Source organism: Klebsiella sp. NPDC088457 (assembly GCF_044900465.1).
Taxonomy (GTDB): domain Bacteria; phylum Pseudomonadota; class Gammaproteobacteria; order Enterobacterales; family Enterobacteriaceae; genus Klebsiella.
Genome location: NZ_JBJDNH010000009.1, coordinates 24,646 through 50,441, shown reverse-complemented (window position 1 = coordinate 50,441; position 25,796 = coordinate 24,646). Strand labels below are relative to the sequence as shown.

At 56.8% G+C, this 25,796-nt stretch carries 25 protein-coding genes and 1 riboswitch; of the genes, 10 read left to right on the top strand and 15 right to left on the bottom strand.

Annotated features, from left to right (window positions below; all coding sequences use genetic code 11):
- Positions 1-177: 177 nt before the first annotated feature.
- From pspG to ACI2JR_RS07720, 3 genes are all read right to left on the bottom strand, one after another.
- Positions 178-420 (bottom strand): envelope stress response protein PspG, encoded by a 243-nt coding sequence (pspG, locus tag ACI2JR_RS07730; protein WP_132730305.1) that lies wholly within the window; start codon positions 418-420, stop codon positions 178-180.
- A 141-nt stretch (positions 421-561) separates the two neighbouring features.
- A complete protein-coding gene (gene dusA / locus ACI2JR_RS07725; protein WP_132730306.1) occupies positions 562-1,560 on the bottom strand; it encodes a tRNA dihydrouridine(20/20a) synthase DusA in 999 nt (332 codons plus the stop codon).
- A 103-nt stretch (positions 1,561-1,663) separates the two neighbouring features.
- Complete coding sequence (locus ACI2JR_RS07720) at positions 1,664-2,152, bottom strand: cupin domain-containing protein (protein ID WP_462478264.1); 489 nt, start codon at positions 2,150-2,152, stop codon at positions 1,664-1,666.
- Between the two features lie 114 nt (positions 2,153-2,266).
- On the opposite strand from ACI2JR_RS07720, the gene zur reads away from it, so the two are divergent.
- Entirely contained in the window at positions 2,267-2,782 is a 516-nt protein-coding gene (zur, locus tag ACI2JR_RS07715) for a zinc uptake transcriptional repressor Zur (RefSeq protein ID WP_132730308.1), read from the top strand.
- Between the two features lie 94 nt (positions 2,783-2,876).
- Here the strand turns inward: zur and ACI2JR_RS07710 are convergent, their stop codons facing one another.
- The 4 genes from ACI2JR_RS07710 to ACI2JR_RS07695 form a co-directional block, all read right to left on the bottom strand.
- Positions 2,877-3,086: a CsbD family protein gene (locus tag ACI2JR_RS07710; RefSeq protein WP_462478263.1), complete on the bottom strand. Its 210-nt coding sequence runs from the start codon at positions 3,084-3,086 to the stop codon at positions 2,877-2,879.
- A gap of 126 nt (positions 3,087-3,212) precedes the next feature.
- Complete coding sequence (dinF, locus tag ACI2JR_RS07705; RefSeq protein ID WP_462478262.1) at positions 3,213-4,529, bottom strand: MATE family efflux transporter DinF; 1,317 nt, start codon at positions 4,527-4,529, stop codon at positions 3,213-3,215.
- A 71-nt stretch (positions 4,530-4,600) separates the two neighbouring features.
- Entirely contained in the window at positions 4,601-5,209 is a 609-nt protein-coding gene (gene lexA / locus ACI2JR_RS07700; RefSeq protein WP_004856448.1) for a transcriptional repressor LexA, read from the bottom strand.
- A 222-nt stretch (positions 5,210-5,431) separates the two neighbouring features.
- The gene (locus tag ACI2JR_RS07695; RefSeq protein ID WP_132730311.1) at positions 5,432-5,800 is read right to left on the bottom strand and encodes a diacylglycerol kinase; all 369 of its coding nucleotides are present in this window, start codon (positions 5,798-5,800) and stop codon (positions 5,432-5,434) included.
- Between the two features lie 129 nt (positions 5,801-5,929).
- Here ACI2JR_RS07695 and plsB point away from each other — a divergent pair, with 129 nt between their 5' ends.
- On the top strand, positions 5,930-8,353 hold the full coding sequence (gene plsB / locus ACI2JR_RS07690; protein ID WP_132730312.1) for a glycerol-3-phosphate 1-O-acyltransferase PlsB: 2,424 nt from the start codon (positions 5,930-5,932) through the stop codon (positions 8,351-8,353).
- A gap of 57 nt (positions 8,354-8,410) precedes the next feature.
- Here the strand turns inward: plsB and ubiA are convergent, their stop codons facing one another.
- The 5 genes from ubiA to malK form a co-directional block, all read right to left on the bottom strand.
- Positions 8,411-9,280, bottom strand: coding sequence for a 4-hydroxybenzoate octaprenyltransferase (gene ubiA / locus ACI2JR_RS07685; RefSeq protein WP_132730313.1), 870 nt, complete (start codon positions 9,278-9,280; stop codon positions 8,411-8,413).
- Between the two features lie 12 nt (positions 9,281-9,292).
- A complete protein-coding gene (gene ubiC / locus ACI2JR_RS07680) occupies positions 9,293-9,790 on the bottom strand; it encodes a chorismate lyase (RefSeq protein WP_132730314.1) in 498 nt (165 codons plus the stop codon).
- A 188-nt stretch (positions 9,791-9,978) separates the two neighbouring features.
- Positions 9,979-10,917 (bottom strand): maltose operon protein MalM, encoded by a 939-nt coding sequence (gene malM, locus ACI2JR_RS07675; protein ID WP_132730315.1) that lies wholly within the window; start codon positions 10,915-10,917, stop codon positions 9,979-9,981.
- 111 nt (positions 10,918-11,028) lie between these two features.
- On the bottom strand, positions 11,029-12,354 hold the full coding sequence (locus ACI2JR_RS07670; RefSeq protein ID WP_132730316.1) for a maltoporin: 1,326 nt from the start codon (positions 12,352-12,354) through the stop codon (positions 11,029-11,031).
- A 99-nt stretch (positions 12,355-12,453) separates the two neighbouring features.
- Positions 12,454-13,563 (bottom strand): maltose/maltodextrin ABC transporter ATP-binding protein MalK, encoded by a 1,110-nt coding sequence (gene malK / locus ACI2JR_RS07665; protein WP_132730317.1) that lies wholly within the window; start codon positions 13,561-13,563, stop codon positions 12,454-12,456.
- A gap of 369 nt (positions 13,564-13,932) precedes the next feature.
- Between malK and malE the strand changes: the two genes are divergently transcribed.
- The 3 genes from malE to malG all read left to right on the top strand — a co-directional run bounded on the left by malE (position 13,933) and on the right by malG (position 17,818).
- A complete protein-coding gene (gene malE, locus ACI2JR_RS07660) occupies positions 13,933-15,123 on the top strand; it encodes a maltose/maltodextrin ABC transporter substrate-binding protein MalE (RefSeq protein WP_462478261.1) in 1,191 nt (396 codons plus the stop codon).
- Positions 15,124-15,243: 120 nt separating this feature from the next.
- A complete protein-coding gene (gene malF / locus ACI2JR_RS07655) occupies positions 15,244-16,788 on the top strand; it encodes a maltose ABC transporter permease MalF (RefSeq protein WP_462478260.1) in 1,545 nt (514 codons plus the stop codon).
- A 139-nt stretch (positions 16,789-16,927) separates the two neighbouring features.
- Positions 16,928-17,818, top strand: a complete 891-nt coding sequence (gene malG, locus ACI2JR_RS07650) for a maltose ABC transporter permease MalG (protein ID WP_041143584.1) — start codon at positions 16,928-16,930, stop codon at positions 17,816-17,818.
- A 193-nt stretch (positions 17,819-18,011) separates the two neighbouring features.
- On the opposite strand, the gene psiE is transcribed toward malG, so the two are convergent.
- Positions 18,012-18,422, bottom strand: a complete 411-nt coding sequence (gene psiE, locus ACI2JR_RS07645; protein WP_132730320.1) for a phosphate-starvation-inducible protein PsiE — start codon at positions 18,420-18,422, stop codon at positions 18,012-18,014.
- Between the two features lie 146 nt (positions 18,423-18,568).
- Between psiE and ACI2JR_RS07640 the strand changes: the two genes are divergently transcribed.
- Together ACI2JR_RS07640 and ACI2JR_RS07635 are read left to right on the top strand one after the other, a co-directional pair.
- Positions 18,569-19,078: a GNAT family N-acetyltransferase gene (locus ACI2JR_RS07640; protein WP_462478259.1), complete on the top strand. Its 510-nt coding sequence runs from the start codon at positions 18,569-18,571 to the stop codon at positions 19,076-19,078.
- A gap of 8 nt (positions 19,079-19,086) precedes the next feature.
- Positions 19,087-19,545: an acyltransferase gene (locus ACI2JR_RS07635; protein WP_132730322.1), complete on the top strand. Its 459-nt coding sequence runs from the start codon at positions 19,087-19,089 to the stop codon at positions 19,543-19,545.
- A 67-nt stretch (positions 19,546-19,612) separates the two neighbouring features.
- On the opposite strand, the gene pgi is transcribed toward ACI2JR_RS07635, so the two are convergent.
- A complete protein-coding gene (gene pgi / locus ACI2JR_RS07630) occupies positions 19,613-21,262 on the bottom strand; it encodes a glucose-6-phosphate isomerase (RefSeq protein WP_462478258.1) in 1,650 nt (549 codons plus the stop codon).
- Between the two features lie 350 nt (positions 21,263-21,612).
- A riboswitch (Lysine riboswitch) is annotated at positions 21,613-21,845 on the top strand.
- Between the two features lie 173 nt (positions 21,846-22,018).
- Between pgi and lysC the strand changes: the two genes are divergently transcribed.
- From lysC to ACI2JR_RS07615, 3 genes are all read left to right on the top strand, one after another.
- Complete coding sequence (gene lysC, locus ACI2JR_RS07625) at positions 22,019-23,368, top strand: lysine-sensitive aspartokinase 3 (protein WP_132730324.1); 1,350 nt, start codon at positions 22,019-22,021, stop codon at positions 23,366-23,368.
- A 97-nt stretch (positions 23,369-23,465) separates the two neighbouring features.
- The gene (gene panS / locus ACI2JR_RS07620; RefSeq protein ID WP_132730325.1) at positions 23,466-24,395 is read left to right on the top strand and encodes a ketopantoate/pantoate/pantothenate transporter PanS; all 930 of its coding nucleotides are present in this window, start codon (positions 23,466-23,468) and stop codon (positions 24,393-24,395) included.
- Between the two features lie 127 nt (positions 24,396-24,522).
- Positions 24,523-24,795 carry a DUF3811 domain-containing protein gene (locus tag ACI2JR_RS07615; protein WP_462478257.1) on the top strand — a complete coding sequence of 91 codons (273 nt, stop codon included), beginning with the start codon at positions 24,523-24,525 and terminating at the stop codon, positions 24,793-24,795.
- Here the strand turns inward: ACI2JR_RS07615 and rluF are convergent.
- The gene (rluF, locus tag ACI2JR_RS07610) at positions 24,792-25,661 is read right to left on the bottom strand and encodes a 23S rRNA pseudouridine(2604) synthase RluF (protein WP_462478256.1); all 870 of its coding nucleotides are present in this window, start codon (positions 25,659-25,661) and stop codon (positions 24,792-24,794) included. The genes ACI2JR_RS07615 and rluF overlap by 4 nt on opposite strands.
- Between the last annotated feature and the right edge of the window lie 135 nt (positions 25,662-25,796).

Sequence of the window (25,796 nt, the reverse complement as noted above, 5' to 3'; positions counted from 1 at the left end):
GACGGGAGAGAGGAAAAGTTTAGGGCTTCCATACGGAAGCCCTGACTTTTTTAGTTCGGCTGTATGTAGGGTACAGCGCGATGAATTCGTTAACGCGCTAATAGTGACAGATTTAATAAGCAAAACCTACGCTGTTTTATGCAAAATTCTTCAGGTTGTGACAGACCACTCACTCCCTTAATAACGCCAGCGATTGTTGCTGCGATAGCGCGTCGTTTTTGGCGAATTTATCGCCCGAATCACCCACACCACCGCCACCGCTAACAGCAGCCATGGCAGCAGTTTAATCATCATCGCAAACAGCCCGCCGACAAACATCAGCGCCGTTGCCACGACGATCGCCGCCAGGATACCCAACATGGACACACCGGTAACCAGCAGCATGACAAAAAATCCAATGACAAATAAAAGTTCCAGCATCGTCTTCTCCCCAAAAGAAATGACGTCTTCACTCATTGGGTATTACAAGAAGCGTGCCAACTTTAATTTATTGAATTTAAACAAAAATGCCCTGTTACGGAGAACAGGGCGTGGCGTATTTGACTAAATTTTAGCGCAAGATTAGCGTTTATCCGCAACCAGCCGCAGGGCATGCTCCAGCACGTTGATATCCGCACCGGCCTTATGCGCATTTTCACTCAGGTAGCGGCGCCACTGACGCGCGCCGGGGATCCCCTGGAACAGACCCAGCATATGCCGCGTGATATGGCCCAGATAGGTGCCGTTGCTCAGCTCACGTTCGATATACGGATACATGGCGCGCACCACGGCAACCGGATCGCTATCTGCGCCGTCCAGAGCAAAGATTTCCCGGTCGACCGAGGCCAGGATCCCCGGATTCTGATAGGCCTCGCGCCCCACCATCACGCCATCCATATGCTCAAGATGCTGCTTTGCCTCGGCTAACGACTTGATTCCGCCGTTGATCGCCATAGTCAGGTGGGGGAAATCACGCTTGAGCTGATACACCCGCGGGTAGTCGAGCGGTGGAATCTCCCGGTTTTCTTTTGGACTCAGACCAGAGAGCCAGGCTTTACGTGCGTGAATGATAAACATCTCACACTCGCCTTTCCCGGCGACGGTATTGATGAAATCGCACAGGAATTCATAGCTGTCCTGGTCATCAATGCCGATCCGGGTTTTCACCGTCACCGGAATCGAAACCACGTCGCGCATTGCTTTAATGCAGTCCGCCACCAGCGGTGCATTGCCCATCAGGCAAGCGCCAAACATCCCGTTCTGCACGCGGTCAGACGGACACCCGACGTTGAGATTGATCTCATCATAACCGCGTTGTTCCGCCAGTTTCGCACACTGGGCCAGGGCCGCCGGATCGCTGCCGCCCAGCTGTAAGGCCAGCGGGTGCTCTTCATCGCTATAGGCCAGATAATCGCCTTTGCCGTGAATAATCGCTCCGGTGGTCACCATTTCGGTATACAGCAGCGCCTGGCGCGACAGCAGGCGCAAAAAGTAGCGACAATGCCTATCGGTCCAGTCGAGCATCGGCGCGATGGAAAAACGATGAGCGGCAAAAGCGTGAGATGTTGATTCTGGCATCATGGCGAATAAACAGGCATCCGGATAAAAAGGGGCGCTACTATAGCACAAAGATAAACCACAGGCGCGTCACACCGGGTCGGGCGCTTCACGCCTGCTAAGACGGCTATTTTCTCCGCGGCCTGCCGTCATGCGGACCGAAGAATTGCGGCGGGTGATCGACCCAGCGATCCTGGCGCGTGGCGGCATACTCCGGGTTAAGCGGGTAGTAAATACGGTTAAATTTCTTGTTCGACTCGCCCACCACCAACAGGCGAACTTCCTGCTCGGTGTTATTCAGGAAGGTATGACACACCCCGGTTCCCGCCGGAAACCCAACGCTATCACCCGGCTCCAGTTTCCACAGATAGCCGTTAATCCACACTTCGGGATAGCCCTCCAGCACGTAGATAAACTCTTCCTCATCACTTTCAGCATGAGGGTAAGAGGTGCGGCGGCCCGGCGGTAAACGTTCATGATGGATGCCCAGCCGGTTGAGTCTTAAGCCACGCGCCAGCGGCGCGCCAATGGAAAAACGCTCGGAGGTGTTGGGATAAGTGGCATCATCTGGACCTTCCAGGTCGCGCCAATGTCGAATGCAATCAGGTCGTTTCATCGTTTTCTCCCGAAAATGAGATGCATCAGGTATAGCACAAGCCGCCGGTTCTCGGCGTTTTGCCTGGATCGTGATAAAGTAACAACTTCATACTCACGCAACCAAAGGATGCTCATGGATAAGACCACTTCGCAACAAATGTTAGCGCATGCTGAAAAGCTCTGTGCACAACGTGGCGTGCGCCTGACTCCGCAACGCCTTGAAGTGTTGCGTCTGATGAGCCTACAGGAAGGGGCAATCAGCGCCTATGATCTGCTCGACCTGCTACGCGATAAAGAGCCGCAGGCTAAGCCGCCGACGGTCTATCGCGCGCTGGAGTTTCTGCTGGAGCAGGGGTTCGTGCATAAGGTGGAATCGACCAACAGCTACGTGCTGTGCCATCTTTTCGATCAGCCGACCCACAGTTCGGCCATGTTTATCTGCGATCGCTGCGGCGTGGTGAAAGAAGAGTGCGCGGAAGGCGTTGAAGACATTATGCATACGCTGGCGGCCAAAATGGGCTTCGCCCTGCGCCATAACGTGATTGAGGCGCACGGCCTGTGCGCTGGCTGCGTCGAGGTCGAAGCCTGCAGCACGCCAGGGCACTGCCATCACGACCATACGATTCAGAGCAAAAAGAAAGCCCGCTGAGGCAATCGCCGCAGCGGGAATCAAAGGGTCGTCGGCACATCCCTGTACCGCTCTGGCAGGCAACAACAAAGGGGTAATACGCTAAAACTCTTCGCTACCAGCGGTGGTCGTTTTTGCTTTCCCAGTCAGACACTTCTTTCTCAGCCTGATCTCTGGCGTATCCGTAACGCTCCTGGATTTTCCCCACCAGCTGGCCACGCTTACCTTCAATGACCGTCATGTCATCATCGGTCAGCTTGCCCCATTGTTCTTTTGCTTTACCTTTCAACTGTTTCCAGTTACCGCCGATTTCGTCTTTGTTCATAGTGCCATCCTCATCGTTCGGTGGGTTTACAGCCCGCTGTGTGCCGGACGTACTGTTAACTATAGATGAGAATTCTGGATTAAATTTATTATTCGGAATCTTTAACCAGTTACCTGGGGAAAATCGTTACGAAAACCAGGTTCCGCGCTGCCAGTGCCGACGCCAGATGATCGCCAGCGACAGACCGCGTAGCGCCAGGAAAACCGCCAGCGCCAGCCACAAACCGTGGTTACCGAGAACCGGCAGCGTCAGCAGGGTTACGGCAAAGCCCACCGCCGCCACCGCCATGCTGTTACGCATCTCGGCCCCGCGCGTTGCGCCGATAAACATGCCATCGAGCAAATAACACCAGACGCCAATGACCGGTAAAATCATCTGCCAGAACAGGTAGCGATCGGCCAGCTGCTGAAGCGAAGGCAACGAGGTTAGCAGTGCGATAATCTGTTGCCCCGCGACGGCATAAATCAGGGCAAAGAGCAGCGCCACCATTCCCGACTGGCGGCAGGCCGCGCGCCAGACCTCAAGCAGCCGGCTGCCGTCGCGTGCGCCGTACGCCTGCCCGGAGTGGGCTTCCACCGCATAGGCAAAACCGTCCAGCGCGTAGGCGGTGAAGGTCAGCAAGGTCATCAGGAGAGCGTTGACGGCGACAATCTCGCCGCCCAGTCGGGTGCCGAAGACGGTCACCGCGCCAAAGCAGAGTTGCAGCAGCAGGGAGCGCAGCATGATATCGCGGTTCAGCGCCAGCAGGCGGCGCAAATCTCCGCGCCAGGCGCTTTTCAACATGGCAAATGAGACCCCGCGCAGCGCCAGCACACGCCTTGCCATCAGCAGCCCGATGAGAAAGGTGGCATATTCGGCCGTCACCGTCGCCAGCGCGGCCCCTTGCACATTCATATGCAGGCCCATCACCAGCCACAGGTCGAGGACGATATTCAGCAGGTTGCCAACGACCAGCAGGATTACCGGCGCACGAGCGTACTGTACTCCCAGCAGCCAGCCGAGCAGCACCAGGTTTGCCAGCGAGGCCGGGGCGCTCAGCCAACGGATGTCAAGGAAGCGCCGCGCCTGTTCCAGTACCGCGTCATTGCCGCCGACAATATGCAGCGCCAGATCGATTAGCGGAGTCCGGAACAGGACAATCAGCAGACCGGCCGCTAATGCCAGCCCAAGCGGCTGTACCAGCGCCCGCGCCAGGCGGAGGGGATCTTTTGCGCCAAAGGCCTGGGCCGTCAGCCCGGTGGTGCTCATCCGCAGGAACAGCAGCAGCATGAAGAGAAAACTGGTCGCCGTCGCACCGACCGCCACGCCGCCGAGGTAAACCGGGCTATCGAGGTGGCCAATCACGGCGGTATCAACCAGCCCCAGCAGCGGGACGGTGATATTGGAGAAAATCATCGGTAGCGCCAGGCGCCACAGGGCCTTGTCAGCGGCGTGAAAGAACATGAGAAAGAGCCTGACCGAGGAGGAAAGACGGCGCAGCATCATGCATCAGATGATGCTGCGTGGGGAAGGCGTTACAGCCACTCGCCGTTGCGAATTACGCCAACGGCCAGCCCTTCAATAGTGAAGTTTTGTTCGCGCAGATTCACCACGATAGGTGAAAATTCGCTATTTTCTGGCAGCAGTTCGACGATGTTACCCTGCTTTTTCAGCCGTTTAACGGTAACTTCTTCGTCAATGCGCGCCACGACAACCTGCCCGTTACGCACGTCCTGCGTTTTATGTACCGCCAGCAGGTCGCCATCGAGAATTCCGATGTCTTTCATCGACATGCCGCTAACCCGCAGCAGAAAATCGGCGTTCGGCTTGAACATCGCCGGGTCAACCTGGAAGTGACCTTCGATATGCTGCTGGGCCAGCAGCGGCTCACCGGCAGCGACGCGGCCAATTAGCGGCAGACCGGGTTCTTCTTCCGTCAGCAGACGAATACCGCGGGAAGCGCCGGAGATAATCTCGATCGCGCCTTTACGCGCCAGCGCTTTCAGGTGTTCTTCCGCCGCGTTGGGAGAACGGAACCCCAAGCGCTGAGCAATTTCCGCACGCGTTGGCGGCATGCCCGTCTGGCTGATGTGATCCCGAATGAGATCGAACACCTCTTGCTGCCTGGTCGTTAACGCTTTCATCCCGCCCCCTGGGTGTATATACAGTTATGCTGTGAGTATATACAGCTAACGGTGATTTTGGAATCAAATTTCACACAAAAATCAGCAGATTCTTTCCATTCTGCGCCCCTGGGAACCTATCCTGGCCGGCGTTCTGCCGCCGACGCGTGCGCACCGCGCCGCCGGGGATCGCGCTCGCCCCTGAACCAACGAGCCGACAGCAAAGCCGCGCGGGCCGCAATTTTAGTGATAGCGAGCCCACAGTAAGAGCGCCCAGGTTATTAGCGCGATCCCGATCGCCAGCAAGACCGCCGCGGACCCCATATCTTTTGCGCGTCCGGACAGCTCGTGGTGCTCCGGGCCAATTCGATCCACCACCGCCTCAATCGCGCTATTAAGAATTTCGACTATCATCACTAACAGGACCGAGCCGATCAGCAGTACCCGCGTGATGGCATCAACGTCCAACCAGCAGGCGATCGCCACGGCAATAATGGCAGCGACGCCTTCCTGACGAAATGCGGCCTCATTCATCCATGCCGCACGGAACCCTTTCCAGGAATAACCTGCCGCTTTAATGATTCGGGTTAACCCGGTGGTATTATTGGCCATCAAAAGAACCTTTTTATGTAAATGACGTCAATGAGTGTACGCGTTTGCCGCGTGGCAACGGAAATTCTGCGCGCTTTCTGTTATTCTTGCCGCGCATTTGCATGATTAACCAGAGGCTTCACATCGTTTATGTCCGGCTGGCAACGAATTTACTATAAATTACTGAATTTACCATTGCGGGTGCTGGTAAAAAGCAAGTCTATTCCCGCAGAACCTGCTCAGGAACTAGGGCTGGATACCTCGCGTCCTATCATGTACGTCCTGCCCTATAACTCGAAGGCGGACCTGCTGACCCTGCGCGCCCAGTGCCTGGAGCACGATTTACCCGATCCGCTTGAACCGCTGGAGATCGACGGCGCCCTGCTACCACGCTACGTATTTATCCACGGCGGCCCGCGCGTATTCACCTACTACACGCCGAAAGAAGAGTCCATCAAGCTGTTCCACGACTACCTGGATCTGCACCGCAACCATCCCAATCTGGACGTGCAAATGGTGCCGGTGTCGGTGATGTTTGGTCGTGCGCCAGGACGGGAAAAGGGCGAGGTGAATCCACCGCTGCGTATGCTGAACGGTATTCAGAAATTCTTCGCCGTCCTGTGGCTGGGCCGCGACAGCTTTGTCCGCTTCTCGCCGCCGGTCTCGCTGCGCAGAATGGCCACCGAGCACGGTACCGATAAAATTATCGCCCAGAAGCTGGCCCGCGTCGCACGTATGCACTTCGCACGTCAGCGCCTGGCCGCCGTAGGCCCGCGTCTGCCGGCGCGTCAGGATCTGTTCAATAAGCTGCTGGCGTCGAAAGCCATCGCCCGGGCGGTGGAAGATGAGGCGCGCAGCAAGAAAATTTCCCATGAGAAGGCGCAGCAGAACGCCATCGCGCTGATGGAAGAGATCGCCGCTAACTTCTCCTACGAGATGATTCGCCTGACCGACCGCGTGCTCGGCTTTACCTGGAACCGCCTGTATCAGGGGATTAACGTCCATAACGCCGAGCGCGTGCGTCAGCTGGCGCATGAAGGGCACGAAATTGTCTATGTCCCGTGCCACCGTAGCCACATGGACTACCTTCTGCTCTCGTATGTGCTGTATCACCAGGGTCTGGTGCCGCCGCATATCGCCGCCGGTATCAACCTGAACTTCTGGCCGGCAGGGCCGATTTTCCGCCGCGGCGGCGCGTTCTTTATTCGCCGTACCTTTAAGGGCAATAAGCTCTACTCGACGGTGTTCCGCGAATATCTCGGTGAATTGTTCAGCCGGGGTTACTCCGTAGAGTACTTCGTTGAAGGCGGGCGCTCGCGTACCGGCCGTCTGCTGGATCCGAAAACCGGCACGCTGTCGATGACCATCCAGGCGATGCTGCGCGGCGGTACCCGGCCGATTACCCTGGTGCCCATCTATATCGGCTACGAGCACGTGATGGAAGTCGGCACCTATGCGAAAGAGCTGCGCGGCGCGACCAAAGAAAAAGAGAGCCTGCCGCAGATGCTGCGTGGGCTGAGCAAGCTGCGTAATCTCGGCCAGGGCTATGTTAACTTCGGCGAACCGCTGCCGCTGATGACCTGGCTCAATCAGCACGTTCCGGACTGGCGCGAGTCTATCGACCCTATCGAAGCCGTGCGCCCGTCGTGGCTGACGCCGTCGGTGAACAGCATTGCCGCCGATCTGATGGTGCGCATCAACAACGCCGGCGCGGCGAATGCCATGAACCTGTGCTGTACCGCCCTGCTGGCTTCTCGCCAACGTTCGCTGACCCGCGAGCAGCTGACGCAGCAGCTGGAGTGCTACCTCGATCTGCTGCGTAACGTCCCGTACTCGCCAGATGCCACCACGCCAGCGGCGTCCGCCGGTGAACTGATCGATCACGCGCTGAAGATGAATAAGTTCGAGGTCGAGAAAGACACCATCGGCGACATCATCATTCTGCCGCGCGAGCAGGCGGTGCTGATGACCTACTATCGCAACAACATCGCCCATATGCTGATGATGCCGTCGCTGCTGGCGGCGATAGTGACCCAGCATCGTCGTATCACCCGCGCGGAAGTGCTGCGTCACGTTGAGATGTTCTATCCGCTGCTGAAGGCCGAGCTGTTCCTGCGTTGGGAGAAAGAAGAGCTGGCGGGCGTTATCGATGCGCTGCTGGCTGAAATGCAGCGCCAGGGGCTGATTATTCTGAGCGATGATGAGGTAAGCATCAATCCGTCTCACTCCCGCTCCCTGCAGCTGCTGGCCGCCGGCGCGCGTGAAACGCTCCAGCGTTACGCCATTACCTTCTGGCTGCTGAGCGCGAACCCGTCGATTAACCGCAGCTCGCTGGAGAAAGAGAGCCGCACCGTGGCCCAGCGTCTGTCGGTGCTGCACGGCATCAACGCGCCGGAGTTCTTCGATAAGGCGGTATTCAGTACGTTAGTGCTGACGCTGCGCGACGAGGGCTATATCAGCGATACCGGCGATGCTGAGCCGGAAGAGACGCTGAAGGTTTATCAGATGCTGGCAGCGTTGATTACCTCTGACGTTCGTTTGACGATTGAAAGCGCCACCCAGGATGAAGCGTAACGCCTGAGGCTTGCTCTCCTCTCCCCCCGCTAGCCGGGGGGAGAAGGCAGAGAGCGGCTACTGCAGATAGCTCATCGCCAGACCGAGAAACAGCACCAGCCCGACGTAGTTATTGTTTAAAAACGCTTTAAAGCAGTCATCACGTTCCCGACGGAAGATCAGCTTCTGCTGCCAGAAAAACAGCCCCGCCGCGATAAACAGCGACCAGTAATATTCCCAGTGCAGCCCATTCAGCCAGCCGATGGCGGCCATCAATACCAGCACCCCAACCTGCAGAATGCCGATAATCAGGCGGTCATGCTCACCAAACAAAATCGCCGTCGATTTAATACCGATTTTGATGTCGTCATCCCGATCGACCATCGCATACTGGGTATCATAGGCCACCGCCCACAGAATATTGGCGAGGAACATCAGCCAGCAGCTGAGCGGTAACGCTTCGCTGACCGCCGAGAAGGCCATCGGAATCGACCAGCCGAACGCCGCCCCCAGCACCACCTGCGGCAGGTGGGTATAGCGTTTCATGAACGGATACACCCACGCCAGCGCCAGCGCCGCCACCGAGAGCAGGATAGTCATAGTGTTTAAGGTCAGCACCAGCAAAAACGAAAGCACAACCAGAACGACAAACAGCAGCCGGGCTTCTTTTTCGGTGACGTCACCGCTGGGCAGCGGACGGCGGGCGGTGCGTTTAACATGGCCGTCAAACTTCCGGTCGGCATAATCATTCACCACGCAGCCGGCGGCGCGCATCAGCCAGACGCCAGCGACAAAAACGGCCAGGATCCACAGCGGCGGGATCCCCGGCGTCGCCACCCATAGCGCCCACAGCGTCGGCCACAGCAGCAGCAGCGCGCCGATCGGTTTGTCAGTCCGCATCAGGCGATGAAACGCCAACAGCTTATTCTGCGTCAGACTCCTCTCCATTTTCTCTTCCTCTTAATACAACGGCGACGCAGGCAGAAAAAGCTCTGTCAGCAGCAGCGGTTTGCCACTCAGCCGCAGGCGGGAACGACGCCCCCATAGCTCTGCATCGCGCCCAATTTCAATAAAATCGCGGGTTAACGTCGACGATGTAAACAGATAACGCCCCAGCGGCGTCTGACCCAGCTGCTGCAGAGCCAGTTCGGGACCGCACAGCGTCGACTCCGGTACGACCGTGCGCCCGGCCAGCCAGGGTTCGCCATTCGCGCAAAGAATAATTTCCCGCAGCCAGTAACGCGCGTCCTCTGGCAACAACGCCGCTTCATCAACCAACGCTTCACGTCCGACGAAACCTTCGTTGACCATGATAACGCTGACCTTTTTCCCTTGTTGCTCAAAGCGTTTGGTCATTGAGTCTTCCAGCAACAGCCAGTCACGCAGGTGCGCTTCCAGCGGGGGGATCGCGGCAAAATAGCGCAGCGCACGCAGTTGCGTAAGCGCAGGATGTGACATGCCTGATTCTCCGGTACATAACATGAGAGCATTGTATCGCAGAATCGGCGAATCAGGGCGGGCAAACCGTTAAGATACGATCATCGGCGTAACAGCCATGCAACAGAAGCCGCGCGCGAGAAAAAAAGGTGCGTCCAGGCGGACGCACCTAAAGGCTGTGCCTAAACATCAGCATTGTGGGGAGACGATCACCCCTTGCCTTTTACACTGCTGATAAAGGTGGAACGAGCAGATTTCGAGCCGAGGCGCTCAGCTTCGTTCATCAGTTTGAGGGCTTTGTCGATATCACCTTTCGCCACGGCCTGCTTGATGCCGTTGTTAAAGTAAGTTTCCGTATCATCCAGCATCGGTTCGCTTTTCGCAGCAGGCGCTGGCGCGGCGACCGGTGCGGCGACTGGCGCGCTATAGACCGGCGCCGCCGTATTACCTACGGTGACAGGACCCGGACCAGAGGAGCCAAACAGCGGCCCGACCAGGACGCTGGAACCTGACGATGTTTTCACTTTCAGGCCCAGCGTGCCTTCAGTGGTATGTTTGGCGATCGGATCCGGAATATCCGGGACCGCATTGCCGGTACCTTTGGCGTAGGCCTTCGCCGGATCGAGTAGCGTAGTCGTCTGCTGGAGGTCTTTATCAGTCGTAAAGACCAGCACATATAACTTTTGTTGCCCGAGGGCTGGCGTCAGGCGCATGACGCCTTCCAGGCGATCGGCACTCATCACCCCCGGCTGTTGGTAAGTGAAGTAGCTGCTGGGGAAAAACGCAGACGGCGTCATATTTTGATCGAAGATCAGCACATTTGGCGCATAGACGCTGGTTTGCTTGTTCACTTCGCTGGTCAGCGTAATGGTCAGCTCACCGATATTCGCCGGGACGCTGTAAGCCGCCACCGGACCGGTAATACCGGGGATATTCAGCGATTGACCTGCCGTCGCTAACCGGGTGGTTTGCGTTTTCGATTGATCGACCGGCGTCCAGGTGAGCTGTTGTAGCGCGGACGCCGGAATAGCCGGTGCGGCAGAGGTATTCTGCGGCACGAAATTCACATCAGCAAAACTGACTGCGGGTACGCTGGCCAGCAGGCCGGCGGACAGGCAGAGGGCAACGAGACTTTTCTTCATTTTCATTGTTATCACCTCAATTCCGATGGCCGAGCGGTAGCCAGGCAATAGCCCGCTGAGCCGAAGATAGAGGGGCTTGCGCCCCTCTTTTGGTCATCACACGTCAGGTTGGTTGGATTACCACCAGATTTCCATCTGGGCGCCGAAGGACCACTCGTCGTTATCACCGCGGCTGGTAGAGAATTGACCGTTGCCGGAAGAGTCAGCGATCGCATAGCGGGTAGAGTTGCCGGCGCTATCTTTGGCATAGCCCCATTTTTCATCCCACTTGGCATAGGTTGCGAAAACGCGGATTGCCGGACGGGACCAGATGCTGTCGCCCGCCTGCCACTGTTGCGCCAGGGTGATTTTGTACTGGCTGTTGCGATCGTTGGTCTGCTGGGATTTGACGTTATCGTAACCCACTTCCAACAGGGTGCTCATGATCGGCGTCCATTTATACATCGGGCGTACGCCGACGGTGTACCACTCCGTACCCAGGTTATTATCCAGATCGACGTTCTGGTACATACCCACGTACATCAGGTCCCACTTGTCGCCCAGGGAGATCGCGCCATGATCCAGCACGCGCCACAGGCTACCGTTGTTGTTAATGTTGCTGTCACTCGCATCAGAGAAAGAACCCTGAGGAATACCTTTGCCCTGAGTGGTCATGGCATCGGTACCGTACTGCAGGACAAACTTGTTATAGCCTTTCAGCATGCTTTGGGTATGTTCAGCAGTGAACATCCAGCCGTCTTTCGACGCGCCGTTCGCTAACTGGTAGTCATCGGTGGTGTTGGCGCGGCCGTAGTCAACGCCGAGTTCCAGCACGCCATCCGGGTTGGTTTCCAGACCCGCCAAACGTACGTCAAAGACGTCGTTTGCCGTATCTTTAGTGCGATCGTAGACGTGATTGCTGCTAAAGGAGGTGGAGCCACCGGCTTCCTGGGAGCGAGTTGCCGCCATGGACAGCTTACCGAAGCCCAGATCGATGTTTTCAATACCAGCGCCCGGACCAGAAATATCCCAGTAGTAGAAGTCGATCATGTGAACGTCATGACGCTGGTAGAAACGCTTACCGGCCCAGATGGTGGAACCTGGCAACCAGTCGATCAGGTTCTTACCCTGCACGTTAGCTTCACGGAATGCGGGATCGGTGCCTTCCCAGTCGTTCTGCTGAGCAACGGAGTAGGCAACGTTAGTATCGAAGTAGAAGCTCTTATCACCTTCTTTCCAGACTTCCTGGCCCAGTTTTAATTCCGCATAGGTTTCACATTCGTTACCAAGACGGTATTTACTTTGAGCACCGGTTGCCTGGAAGCACTGTTGTTCACCGCCGCTGCCGGTCCAGCCAATACCGGAACGAGCATAGCCGTGGAAATCGACGGCCAGCGCCTGAGCAGACATAACGCCTGCCGCGACGGCTACCGCCAGTGGAAGTTTGCGCAGAGTAATCATCATTCTATCTCCTGAGATCATTGCTTTTCTTTGAACACTTCGCCCGTCGTGCTGCCTGCTGCTGCAGCGCTAAGGGGTTCGCGTTTTTTTTAATGGGAAGCCTTACACGCCCGGCTCTTTATGCAACCGACGACACGCCGTGCCATCCTCACGGAATAAATGGCAACGTTCCGGCGGCAAACCGATAGCGAATGTGGCTCCCTCTTCTACCAACACCACGTCGTTCTGGCGGTAAACCAGGTTCTGACGGATGGCGGGGATCTGGATATGAATTTGCGTTTCGTGACCAAGCTGCTCAACCACCTGCACTTCCCCTTCGAGGGTCACGTCGGCGATATCGCTGGGCAGCAGATGTTCCGGGCGGATGCCTAAAGACATATTCGCGCCGACCTGAACGCGGGCGCTGTCCACCGGCAGCCAGACCTGCTGGCGGTTTGGCAGCTCCACCTGAACCTGCTCAATGGCGGTTGCCGTCACTTTTACCGGCAGGAAGTTCATCTTCGGCGAGCCAATAAAGCCCGCAACGAAGCGATCGGCCGGGTAGTGATACAGCTCAAGCGGTTTCCCGACCTGCGCCACGCGTCCGGCGTCCAGCACCACAATCTTGTCGGCCAGGGTCATGGCTTCGACCTGATCGTGGGTGACGTAAATCATCGTGCGCCCAAGGCGCTTGTGCAGACGGGAGATTTCGATACGCATCTGCACGCGCAGCGCGGCATCGAGGTTAGAAAGCGGTTCATCCAGCAGGAAAACGCGAGGTTCGGCCACCAGGGTACGACCGATCGCCACGCGCTGGCGCTGGCCGCCGGACAGCGCCTTCGGTTTACGCTCCAGCAGGTGCGCCAGCTGCAACACTTCAGCCACCTGAGTGACGCGCTGGTTGATCACATCTTTTTTGGCGCCGGCCAGCTTCAGGCCGAAGGACATATTTTCCGCGACGGAGAGGTGGGGGTAGAGCGCGTAAGACTGGAAGACCATGCCGATGCCGCGTTCGGCCGGTGGGATGTCGTTCATTCGCGTATCACCAATAAACAAATCACCACTGGTGATGGTTTCCAGCCCGGCGATCATACGCAGCAGGGTCGATTTGCCGCAGCCCGATGGCCCGACAAACACCACGAACTCCCCTTCCTGGATGTCGAGATTGATATCTTTCGATACCACCACGTCCCCCCAGGCTTTCGTTATATTCCGCAGCTGTACGTTCGCCATCCCCATCTCCCTTCGTTACAACCTGTCACTTAAAGACACATTCAAGATGGGCTGACTATGCGGCATTCATTAATCTGGTGAATCCTCCACCCCCGCCTTTTTTATGGGGGAGGAGACGGGAGGATGAGAGATTGCTCCTCGCGGCGGGGGATGGCCCGGCCAGGCCATTTTCGTGATACAGGTTGCAAAAATGGCCCCGTTTTTATGTGCTCCAGAACCCAATACTGGTATTTCTGCAACACAGATCACACAAACCACGGGTGGGGCGTAGACATAGGGAGGATGGAAAGGGGTTGTTAAAAAAGGAAACTCATCACCGTCAAGCCACCTAAGTGTATCCACGAGCACATCACCAAAAAGGACTGGTATATGAAAATCAAAACCGGCGCTCGCATCCTCGCGCTGTCTGCATTGACCACGATGATGTTTTCCGCCTCTGCCCTCGCCAAAATTGAAGAAGGTAAGCTGGTTATCTGGATTAACGGCGATAAAGGCTATAACGGTCTCGCCGAAGTGGGTAAAAAGTTTGAAAAAGATACCGGCATTAAAGTCTCCATCGAGCACCCGGATAAGCTGGAAGAAAAATTCCCGCAGGTCGCGGCGACCGGCGACGGCCCGGATATCATCTTCTGGGCACATGACCGTTTCGGTGGCTATGCACAATCCGGCCTGCTGGCTGAGATCTCCCCGGACAAAGCTTTCCAGGACAAACTCTACCCGTTCACCTGGGACGCGGTACGCTATAACGGCAAGCTGATCGCCTACCCTATCGCGGTTGAAGCGCTGTCGCTGATTTACAACAAAGACCTGGTACCGAACCCGCCAAAAACCTGGGAAGAGATCCCGGCGCTGGATAAAGAACTGAAAGCGAAAGGTAAGAGCGCGCTGATGTTCAACCTGCAGGAACCGTACTTCACCTGGCCGCTGATCGCTGCTGACGGCGGCTATGCGTTCAAGTTTGAAAACGGCAAATATGACGTCAAAAACGTGGGCGTGGACAGCGCGGGCGCGAAAGCCGGCCTGACCTTCCTGGTTGACCTCATCAAGAATAAACACATGAATGCCGATACCGATTACTCCATCGCGGAAGCAGCGTTCAACAAAGGCGAAACCGCGATGACCATCAACGGTCCGTGGGCGTGGTCAAACATCGATAAGAGCAAGGTTAACTATGGCGTGACGCTGCTGCCAACCTTCAAAGGCAACGCCTCTAAACCGTTCGTTGGCGTACTGAGCGCCGGTATCAACGCCGCCAGCCCGAACAAAGAACTGGCGAAAGAGTTCCTTGAAAACTATCTGCTGACCGACCAGGGTCTGGATGAAGTGAATAAAGACAAACCGCTGGGCGCCGTAGCGCTGAAATCCTTCCAGGAAAAACTGGAAAAAGATCCGCGTATCGCCGCCACCATGGCGAACGCCCAGAAAGGCGAAATCATGCCGAACATCCCGCAGATGTCCGCCTTCTGGTATGCCGTACGTACCGCGGTTATCAACGCAGCGAGCGGTCGTCAGACCGTCGATGCCGCGCTGAAAGACGCACAGACTCGTATCACTAAGTAATCCTGCTCGTCCCCTCTCCCTTCTCGGGAGCGGGTCGGAGTCCAGGCCCACCAGGCCCCGGTCCGACCCGCTGCCCTGAGGGGAGAGGGAGAATAAAATACGTTGTAGAGGATGATCCCCATGGATGTCGTTAAAAAGAAACACTGGTGGCAAAGCCCGCAGCTGACGTGGTCTGTGATTGGCTTGCTGTGCCTGCTGGTGGGTTACCTTGTTGTTTTGATGTACGCCCAGGGGGAGTACCTGTTCGCCATCCTGACGCTGATTTTAAGCTCGGCTGGCCTGTATATCTTTACCAACCGCAAGGCCTATGCCTGGCGTTATGTCTATCCGGGCCTTGCCGGAATGGGCCTGTTTGTTCTGTTTCCCCTGATTTGCACCATTGCTATCGCCTTCACCAACTACAGCAGCACCAACCAGCTGACCTTCGAGCGCGCTCAGGAAGTGCTGATGGATCGCTCCTTCCAGGCCGGCAAGTCTTACAACTTCTCGCTGTTCCCGGCGGGCGATGAGTGGAAGCTGGCGCTGACCGATGGCGACAGCGGCAAAAATTACGTCTCCGATGCCTTTAAACTCGGCGGCGAGCAGAAACTGGCCTTAAAAGAAGGCGATGCGCTGCCGGAAGGCGAACGCGCCAATCTGCGCGTCATTACCCAGAACCGTACCGCGCTGAACCAGCTGACTGCCGTACTGCCTGACGACAGCAAAGTGATTATGAGCTCGCTGCGCCAGTTCTCCGGCACCCAGCCGCTGTACGCGCTGGCGGCGGACGGCACGCTGACCAATAATCAGAGCGGCGTAAAATATCGCCCGAACAATGACATCGGTTTTTATCAGTCCATCAACGCTGACGGTAGCTGGAGCGCGGAGAAGCTTAGCCCAGGCTACACCGTCAGCATCGGTTGGGATAACTTCACCCACGTGTTCACCGATGAGGGTATCCAGAAGCCGTTCTTCGCCATCTTCGTCTGGACGGTGGTCTTCTCGGTACTGACGGTGATTCTGACCGTGGCCGTTGGCATGGTCCTCGCCTGCCTCGTACAGTGGGAGTCCTTGAAAGGTAAAGCGATTTACCGCGTCCTGCTGATTCTGCCCTACGCCGTTCCGTCGTTTATCTCGATTCTGATTTTCAAAGGGCTGTTCAACCAGAGCTTTGGTGAGATCAACATGATGCTCAGCGCGCTGTTCGGCATCAAGCCGGCGTGGTTCAGCGACCCGACCACCGCGCGCAGCATGATTATTATCGTCAACACCTGGCTGGGCTATCCGTACATGATGATTCTGTGCATGGGTCTGCTGAAAGCGATCCCTGACGACCTGTACGAAGCCTCGGCAATGGATGGCGCCGGACCGTTCCAGAACTTCTTTAAAATTACGCTTCCGCTGCTGATCAAACCGCTGACGCCGCTGATGATCGCCAGCTTCGCCTTTAACTTTAATAACTTCGTGCTGATTCAGCTGTTAACCAACGGCGGCCCGGACCGCCTCGGCACCACCACCCCGGCCGGTTATACCGACCTGCTGGTGAGCTACACCTACCGTATCGCCTTTGAAGGCGGCGGCGGTCAGGACTTCGGTCTGGCGGCGGCGATCGCCACCCTGATCTTCCTGCTGGTGGGCGTGCTGGCGATTGTTAACCTGAAAGCGACACGCATGAAATTTGACTAACTGGGATGGCCAGGCGTCATGGCTCGGCCAGCGCGGCAGAACCGGAACGTACAGGTCGTACGTGAGGAAACCGAGCGCTGGCCGGGTTCAACATGACAGACTCGCCCGCCTGGAGCGGTATCAAGGGGAATAAAATATTATGGCTATGGTACAACCCAAATCTCAGAAGCTGCGTTTGTTCACCACGCACCTCCTGCTGCTGATTTTCATCGCGGCGATTATGTTCCCGCTGCTGATGGTTATCGCTATCTCTCTGCGCGAGGGTAACTTCGCCACCGGTAGCCTGATCCCGGACCAGATCTCCTGGGAGCACTGGCGGCTGGCGCTGGGCTTCAGCGTCGAGCACGCTGACGGCCGCGTCACCCCGCCACCCTTCCCGGTTCTGCTGTGGTTGTGGAACTCGGTGAAAGTCGCCGGGATCACCGCCATCGGCATCGTGGCGCTGTCCACCACCTGCGCCTATGCCTTCGCCCGCATGCGCTTCCCGGGCAAAGCCACCCTGCTGAAAGGGATGCTGATTTTCCAGATGTTCCCGGCGGTGCTGTCGTTGGTGGCGTTATACGCCTTGTTTGACCGCCTCGGCCAGTATTTACCGTTCGTCGGCCTGAACACCCACGGCGGCGTCATCTTCGCCTATATGGGCGGGATTGCGCTGCACGTCTGGACGATTAAAGGCTACTTCGAAACCATCGACGGTTCGCTGGAAGAAGCGGCGGCGCTGGACGGCGCCACGCCGTGGCAGGCCTTCCGTCTGGTCCTGCTGCCGCTGTCGGTACCGATTCTGGCGGTGGTGTTTATTCTGTCGTTCATTGCCGCGATTACCGAAGTGCCGGTAGCCTCGCTGCTGCTGCGCGATGTCAACAGCTATACCCTGGCCGTCGGTATGCAACAGTATCTCAACCCGCAGAACTACCTGTGGGGCGACTTTGCCGCTGCGGCGGTGCTCTCCGCCATTCCGATTACGGTTGTCTTCCTGCTGGCCCAGCGCTGGCTGGTCAACGGCCTGACGGCGGGCGGGGTGAAAGGTTAAGTTTCATTGTTATACCCGCCCCAAATTTCAGAGGAGGGATGGTGGTTCAGTTGCTGTACACGAACCCCAACCGGGTACGGTAGCCGCCGCCCTCAGCTGAAAAAGTAAGGCAAATGCCACTGCTATCCTCAACTGGACCCTACATAAAGTAAATTTGTGACTGTTGGTCAGCGGCCCTGGAGGCCGCTTTTTTTTATTCGCGTTTCAGCCGGTTGGAGTTACATAGCCACAGCGTAATCACCAGAATCAGGATCGCCGCCGAATAGATCAGCACCGCCATCGGCGACTCATGATCGACAATGATCAGCCGCACAATCGCCGTAATGCCGATATAGACGAAATAGCGCAGCGGGAAGTGAAAACCCGACTCAAAGTACTTCACAATCAGCGCGATAAACTCAAAATAGAGAAAATAGACCACCAGCCCTTCGACCAGCTTGTACTTACTCACCGGTTCCGGAGTAAACAGAACATGCGCCAGATGGAACGTCTCTTTCCCCAGAAAAACCACCAGGATGATCCCCAGGCACAGCAGCGCCAGATTCAAAACGGCCTGCATGGCGGTCGCCACAAAATTGACCAACGGACGATAGACCGACGGCATAGGCACACCTCTTATATTCATTATTCCTGCCGATCTGTATAACGCAAAAACGTGATCCAGATCGATATTATTCGTTAACTTTTTGCGTCTGTTGCGTCAAATGTAACAATCACTTGCCAGACCGGCGGGTTAAAAAGGATACAGTAATGCTGACAATACGGACGGCGCACCGGGAAGACGCTCCCCTGCTGAATGAAATGGGGAACGCCAGCTATCGCCACCACTTCGCCCACCTCTGGCACAGCGCCAGCGAGCTGGCGCACTTCCTCCAGCAGGAGTACTCCCTGCCCGCCCTTCACCGTAGCCTCGCCGATGAGCGCAGCTGCTGGCTGATTGCCGAAGCCCGGCATCCTGTCGGCTTCGCGAAATACAGCTGCCATCAGCCGATGGCAACCGATGGTCCGCGCGGCACGTTGCTGCATAAGCTCTATTTACTGCCCGCTGAGACAGGACATGGCTACGGTGAGCAGATTTTTAGCGCCGTTGAAGCGCGGGCAAAGGCGGCGGGCGACGACTGGCTGTGGTTAGAAGTCCTCGCCAGCAACCCCGGCGCCAGGCGTTTTTATGAGCGCTCAGGTATGCAATATGTGCAAGACAGCGTATTCCGCTCCGCAACCCACATGAGCACGCTACATATTCTGGCCAAACCTATCTGAGAGGCACTATGCACACTCTTCGTGAAACCGGTATCCGCAACGTCACCTGCGGCGAGAACGTGGTGATCTACCAGCCCGCTAACCTCTACGACTGTGTGCTTGGCGATAACGTGTTCGTCGGGCCGTTCGTTGAAATTCAGGGCAATACGCGCATCGGCGCGGACAGCAAAATCCAGTCCCACACCTTTATCTGCGAGTACGTCACCCTCGGCGAGCGTTGCTTCATCGGCCATGGCGTAATGTTTGCCAACGATATGTTTCGCGAAGGGCGCCCCGATGCCAACCGGGAGAACTGGGGGCGGATTGTTATCGGCAACGATGTGTCGATCGGCAGCGGCGCGGCGATTCTGGCGGTCAACATCTGCGACGGTGCCGTCATTGGCGCGGGCAGCGTAGTCACCAAATCAATTACCGAAAAAGGCGTCTGGGCAGGGAATCCGGCGAAATTGTTGCGCCGTCTGCCATAAAAAATGCCGACCCTGGGGTCGGCACTATTGCTGCGGATTAACGCTCGCTCCGTGATCGGGGGCGTGATTATGCGCGCCAGGCCTTGTAGCGGTTAATCAGGCCGTTGGTGGAGCTATCGTGGCTGCTGATTTCTTCGCCATCTTTCAGTTCCGGCAGGATACGGTTAGCCAGCTGTTTACCCAGCTCAACGCCCCACTGGTCGAAGGTAAAGATGTTCAGAATCGCGCCCTGAGTGAAGATCTTATGTTCATACAGGGCAATCAACGCCCCCAGGCTGAACGGAGTGATTTCACGCAGCAGGATCGAGTTAGTCGGGCGGTTGCCGGCAAACACTTTGAACGGCACCACGTGATCGAGCGTGGCCGGGTCTTTACCCTGGTCACGATATTCCTGCTCAACCACTTCGCGGGATTTACCGAACGCCAGCGCTTCGGTCTGCGCGAAGAAGTTGGACAGCAGCTTCGGATGGTGATCGGACAGCGGGTTGTGGGTAATGGCCGGGGCGATGAAATCGCACGGTACCATTTTGGTGCCCTGGTGGATCAGCTGGTAGAACGCGTGCTGACCGTTAGTACCCGGCTCACCCCAGATGATGGGGCCGGTCTGGTAATCCACGACGTTGCCGTCACGGTCAACGTATTTACCGTTAGATTCCATGTTCCCCTGCTGGAAGTAGGCTGCAAAACGATGCATGTACTGGTCATACGGCAGAATCGCTTCGGTTTCTGCGCCGAAGAAATTGTTGTACCAGATACCGATCAGCGCCAGCAGCACCGGCAGGTTTTTCTCGGCCGGCGTGGTGGAGAAGTGTTTATCCATCGCGTGAGCGCCGGACAGCAGCTCCACGAAGTTGTCGAAGCCAACGGAGAGGATAATGGACAGACCAATCGCCGACCACAGGGAGTAGCGGCCGCCGACCCAGTCCCAGAATTCGAACATGTTGGCGGTGTCGATCCCGAACTCACCCACCGCTTTACCGTTCGTTGACAGCGCCGCGAAGTGTTTCGCGACGTGTTTGTCATCGCCCGCGGTGTTCAGGAACCAGTCGCGCGCGCTGTGGGCGTTGGTCATGGTCTCCTGGGTAGTAAAGGTTTTAGACGCGACCAGGAACAGGGTCGTTTCCGGGTTCACGCTCTTCAGCACTTCCGCGATGTGGGTACCATCGACGTTAGAAACGAAGTGCATGTTGAGATGATTTTTGTACGGGCGCAGCGCTTCGGTCACCATGAACGGGCCGAGGTCAGAGCCGCCGATACCGATGTTGACCACGTCAGTGATCGCCTTACCGGTATAACCTTTCCAGCTGCCGGAGATAATGGCTTCGGAGAAGGTTTTCATCTTCTCAAGCACCGCGTTCACTTCCGGCATCACATCTTTGCCGTCAACGACGATCGGAGTATTGCTACGGTTGCGCAGCGCGACGTGCAGCACCGCACGGTCTTCGGTGCGGTTGATTTTCTCGCCGGAGAACATCGATTTGATCGCGCCCGCCAGATCGGTCTCTTTCGCCAGATCCTGCAGTTTCGCCAGCGTCTCTTCGGTGATGCGGTTTTTGGAAAAATCCACCAGCATCAGATCGTCGAAAGTGGCGGAAAACTTAGAGAAACGATCGCTATCTTGCGCAAACAGCTCGCTGATAGTGACGTCTTTCATTTCATCAAAGTGTTTCTGTAATGCCTGCCAGGCAGATGTCTGCGTTGGATTGATGTTTTTCATTAGCAATACTCTTCTGATTTGAGAATTGTGACTGCGGTCGATTGTAGCGCCGGCGGCAAAAAATTGTGATGATTTTTATGTTATGCCGATGACGCGCATCAGGAATAGGGTCAGATCAGGGTAAAAAGCCTCTACTAGTATAGCCATCATAAGGCTTTTTTCTGTTAATCGCCGGTGCATGAAAAATCCGCATAACCGCAGCGTTGACATACCTGCTCTGAAGCCTTTATATAACTGCACTGCCTGCACATCTGCAGGTTTGTATTGCTCGCGCATTTCACGCTACAGCGAAAGGGTATTGCAGGGGGAACTCTCACCAGCGCCCCCAGGCAAAGTGAAAGACGTCGGTAATTGCCAGAAGAGGTGCGTTGCCCAGGTAACCGTATTGGAGGAACCAGTCCGGGGAAAATACGTGAGGGGGAGCAACGCCGAGGTGAAAAAGCGTCTGGTACGCTCTTCACCGGCTACAGGGGCTGAATCCCCTGGGTTGTCACCAGAAACGTTCGCAGTCGGGCGTTTCATACCCGCCGACTGACGCCACGCGTTGGGAAACGGGTCTACAAGGTGGAGCACTTCTGGGTGACATCGTAGCTGTTTATCGCTCTGCGCCCACCCTGTTTTTCGCTCTTCCCTTGTGCCATGGCTGAATAATTTGGCCTGGCTTATTAAGACATTTTATTACTGGCAGTTGGTGTCCAGCCCACACCGGCTCAGGAATCGTTTTAATAAGTCAGGCCCCCCTGACACGAGGTTGTTATGACAGATTTAGTTGTAGCCAAATTCGGCGGCACCAGCGTTGCCGATTTCGATGCCATGAACCGCAGCGTGGACGTTGCGCGACTCGATGAAAACACGCGCGTGGTGGTGTTGTCCGCCTCTGCGGGAGTGACGAATCTGCTGGTGGCATTGGCTGAAGGGCTGGAACCCGCTGAGCGTTTCGAAAAACTCGAATCGCTGCGCCAGATCCAATTCAATATTCTCGAACGCCTGCGCTATCCCAATGTGATTCGCGAAGAGATTGAGCGCCTGCTGGAAAACATCACCACCCTGGCGGAAGCCGCCTCTCTGGCCAGCTCCACGGCGCTGACCGATGAGCTGGTTAGCCATGGTGAACTGATGTCCACCCTGCTGTTTGTCGAAATCCTCCGCGAACGCGGTATTGCGGCGCAGTGGTTCGACGTGCGTAAAATTATGCGCACTAACGATCGTTTTGGCCGTGCCGAGCCCGATATTGCCGCCCTCTCTGAGCTGACCCAGCTGCAGCTGACTCCGCGCCTTGCCGAAGGCCTGGTGGTCACACAGGGCTTTATCGGTAGCGAAGCCAAAGGCCGTACCACCACCCTGGGCCGCGGCGGCAGCGACTATACCGCGGCGCTGCTGGGTGAAGCGCTGAACGCCAGCCGCGTCGATATCTGGACCGACGTTCCGGGCATCTACACCACCGACCCACGCGTGGCGCCGGCGGCAAAACGCATCGATGTCATCGCCTTTGCCGAAGCGGCAGAAATGGCCACCTTCGGGGCGAAAGTGCTCCATCCGGCCACCTTATTGCCTGCCGTGCGGAGCGATATTCCGGTCTTCGTTGGCTCCAGCAAAGAACCGACCGCGGGCGGAACCCTGGTGTGCAATAAAACCGACAATCCGCCGCTGTTCCGCGCGCTGGCCTTACGCCGTCGCCAGACGCTGCTGACCCTGCACAGCCTGAATATGCTGCACTCGCGCGGCTTCCTGGCGGAAGTGTTCGGCATCCTCGCGCGGCACAATATCTCGGTGGATCTGATCACCACCTCGGAAGTCAGCGTGGCGCTGACCATGGATACCACCGGTTCGACCTCCGCCACCGATACCCTGCTAACCCAGGCGCTGCTGACCGAGCTCTCCTCCCTGTGCCGCGTGGAAGTGGAGCAGGACCTGGCGCTGGTCGCCCTGATCGGCAACGAGCTGTCGCGCGCCTGCGGCGTCGGCAAAGAGGTATTCGGCGTTCTGGAGCCGTTCAATATTCGGATGATTTGCTACGGCGCCTCCAGCCATAACCTCTGCTTCCTAGTGCCAGGCGCCGATGCCGAGCAGGTCGTGCAGAAACTGCATCATAATTTGTTTGAATAATATTTCTTCACGCGATAAATATTACCTATAGCCGGGCTCGAACCCGGCTTTTTTATAACTACATCAACACAACAAACCATGCCGCAAGGAAAACAACATGCTCGCTACGCTGACGAGGCTGTTCCCGCTATGGGCGCTGCTGCTCTCTGTTCTGGCCTATTACACGCCGTCAACCTTTACGCCCGTTGGCCCCTGGGTCACCACCCTGCTGATGCTGATCATGTTCGGGATGGGCGTACACCTGAAACTAGACGACTTTAAGCGCGTTCTGTCGCGCCCGGCGCCGGTGGCGGCGGGAATTTTTCTCCACTATCTGGTGATGCCGCTTGCCGCCTGGGTGCTGGCGTGGCTGTTCCGTATGCCGCCGGAGCTGTCCGCCGGCATGGTGCTGGTCGGCAGCGTCGCCAGCGGCACGGCTTCAAACGTGATGATCTACCTGGCGAAAGGCGATGTGGCGCTGTCCGTCACCATCTCTTCCGTTTCGACGCTGGTCGGCGTGGTGGCGACGCCGCTGCTGACGCGGCTGTATGTCGATGCCCATATTCAGGTCGACGTGATGGGTATGCTGCTCAGTATCCTGCAAATCGTGGTGATCCCGATTGCGCTGGGGCTGATCATTCACCATATGCTGCCGAAAGTGGTGAAAGCGGTTGAGCCTTTCCTGCCCGCTTTCTCGATGATCTGCATTCTGGCGATCATCAGCGCGGTGGTGGCCGGTTCCGCATCGCATATCGCCTCCGTTGGCCTGGTGGTGATTGTCGCGGTGATCCTGCACAACGCCATTGGCCTGCTCGGCGGCTACTGGGGCGGGCGGCTGTTCGGTTTTGACGAATCGACCTGCCGGACGCTGGCGATTGAAGTGGGGATGCAAAACTCCGGTCTTGCTGCGGCGCTGGGGAAAATCTACTTCGGCCCGCTCGCCGCCCTGCCGGGGGCGCTGTTCTCGGTCTGGCACAACCTGTCCGGTTCGCTGCTGGCCGGCTACTGGTCCGGGAAACCGACCGTGAAAAAAGGAAATAAACGCTAACAGCGCGTCGCCCGGGCCGACGGCCCGGGTATTTTCCCCTTCGCGTCCCCTTCTGCCAGGCTAACGTGCTGTCCGTCAGCCCGTGATTACCGTACACTGGGTTATCCGGCAGACTGAGGGCACCACTATGGCACTTCCCCGCATTACGCAAAAAGAGATGACCGAGCGCGAGCAGCGCGAACTCAAAACGCTGCTTGACCGGGCCCGGATTGCACACGGCCGTCCGCTGACCAACGCCGAGACCAATGCCGTCAAAAAAGAGTACATCGACAAACTGATGGCGCTGCGTGAAGCAGAGGCCAAAAAAGCCCGCCAGGTAAAGAAAAAGCAGGCTTACAAACCCGATAGCGAAACGTCATTCTCATGGTCGGCGAGTACGCCGACGCGCGGCAGACGTTAACGCCCTTTCTTTTTACGCCCCGGCTGAGTAAAACGTTTCCCGTTTGACGCCGGGCGCCCTTTCTCATTGGCCTTTTCCACTTTCACTACCGGGCGCTTAATTCCGGCCGTTTTCGGTTTGGCCTTCGCCTTGGGTTTGGCCTCAGACGACGAATTCTCAATCAGTTTAAACAGCGCCACCAGCTCATCATCCGTCAGGTCTCGCCACTCGCCGAGCGGTAACCCCGACAGCCCGACGTTCATAATCCGCGTGCGCTCAAGCTTAGTGACTTCAAAGCCAAAGTACTCGCACATACGGCGAATCTGCCGGTTAAGCCCCTGCACCAGCGTAATGCGGAACACGAACGGCGCTTCCTTGCGGACTTTGCACTTCTTCGTCACCGTCCCAAGGATCGGCACCCCTGCGCCGAGACCACGAATAAACTCATCGGTCACCGGTTTATCGACCGTCACCAGATACTCTTTTTCGTGATCGTTCCCGGCGCGCAGGATCTTATTCACCAGATCGCCATGGTTGGTCAGGAAGATCAGCCCCTGGGAATCTTTGTCCAGTCGACCAATGGGGAAAATACGTTTGCTGTGGTTAACAAAGTCCACAATGTTGTCGCGTTCGCTGTCTTCAGTGGTACTGACAATGCCCACCGGCTTATTCAGGGCGATGAACACCAGATCTTCGGCCTCGCGCGGCTCAATCGCCTGACCGTTTACCTTCACGACATCGCCAGGGTTGACCCGATCGCCAATGGTCGCTCGCTTACCATTGATAAAAACATTGCCTTGTTCAATGTAGCGATCCGCTTCGCGACGCGAGCAGATGCCGCTTTCACTGATGTACTTATTTAATCGGGTTGATGAGTCTGGCAGCATAAATTCTCCTGTAAAAGCGAAATATACCTCAGCCTGCGGGCAATCAAAAATAATCGCGTACCTCCGCCCTGAGGCTAAATGTGATCTGCCGCGCCTTTCTACACAAAAGTGTCCCGGGCGATGGGTTGCAACTTT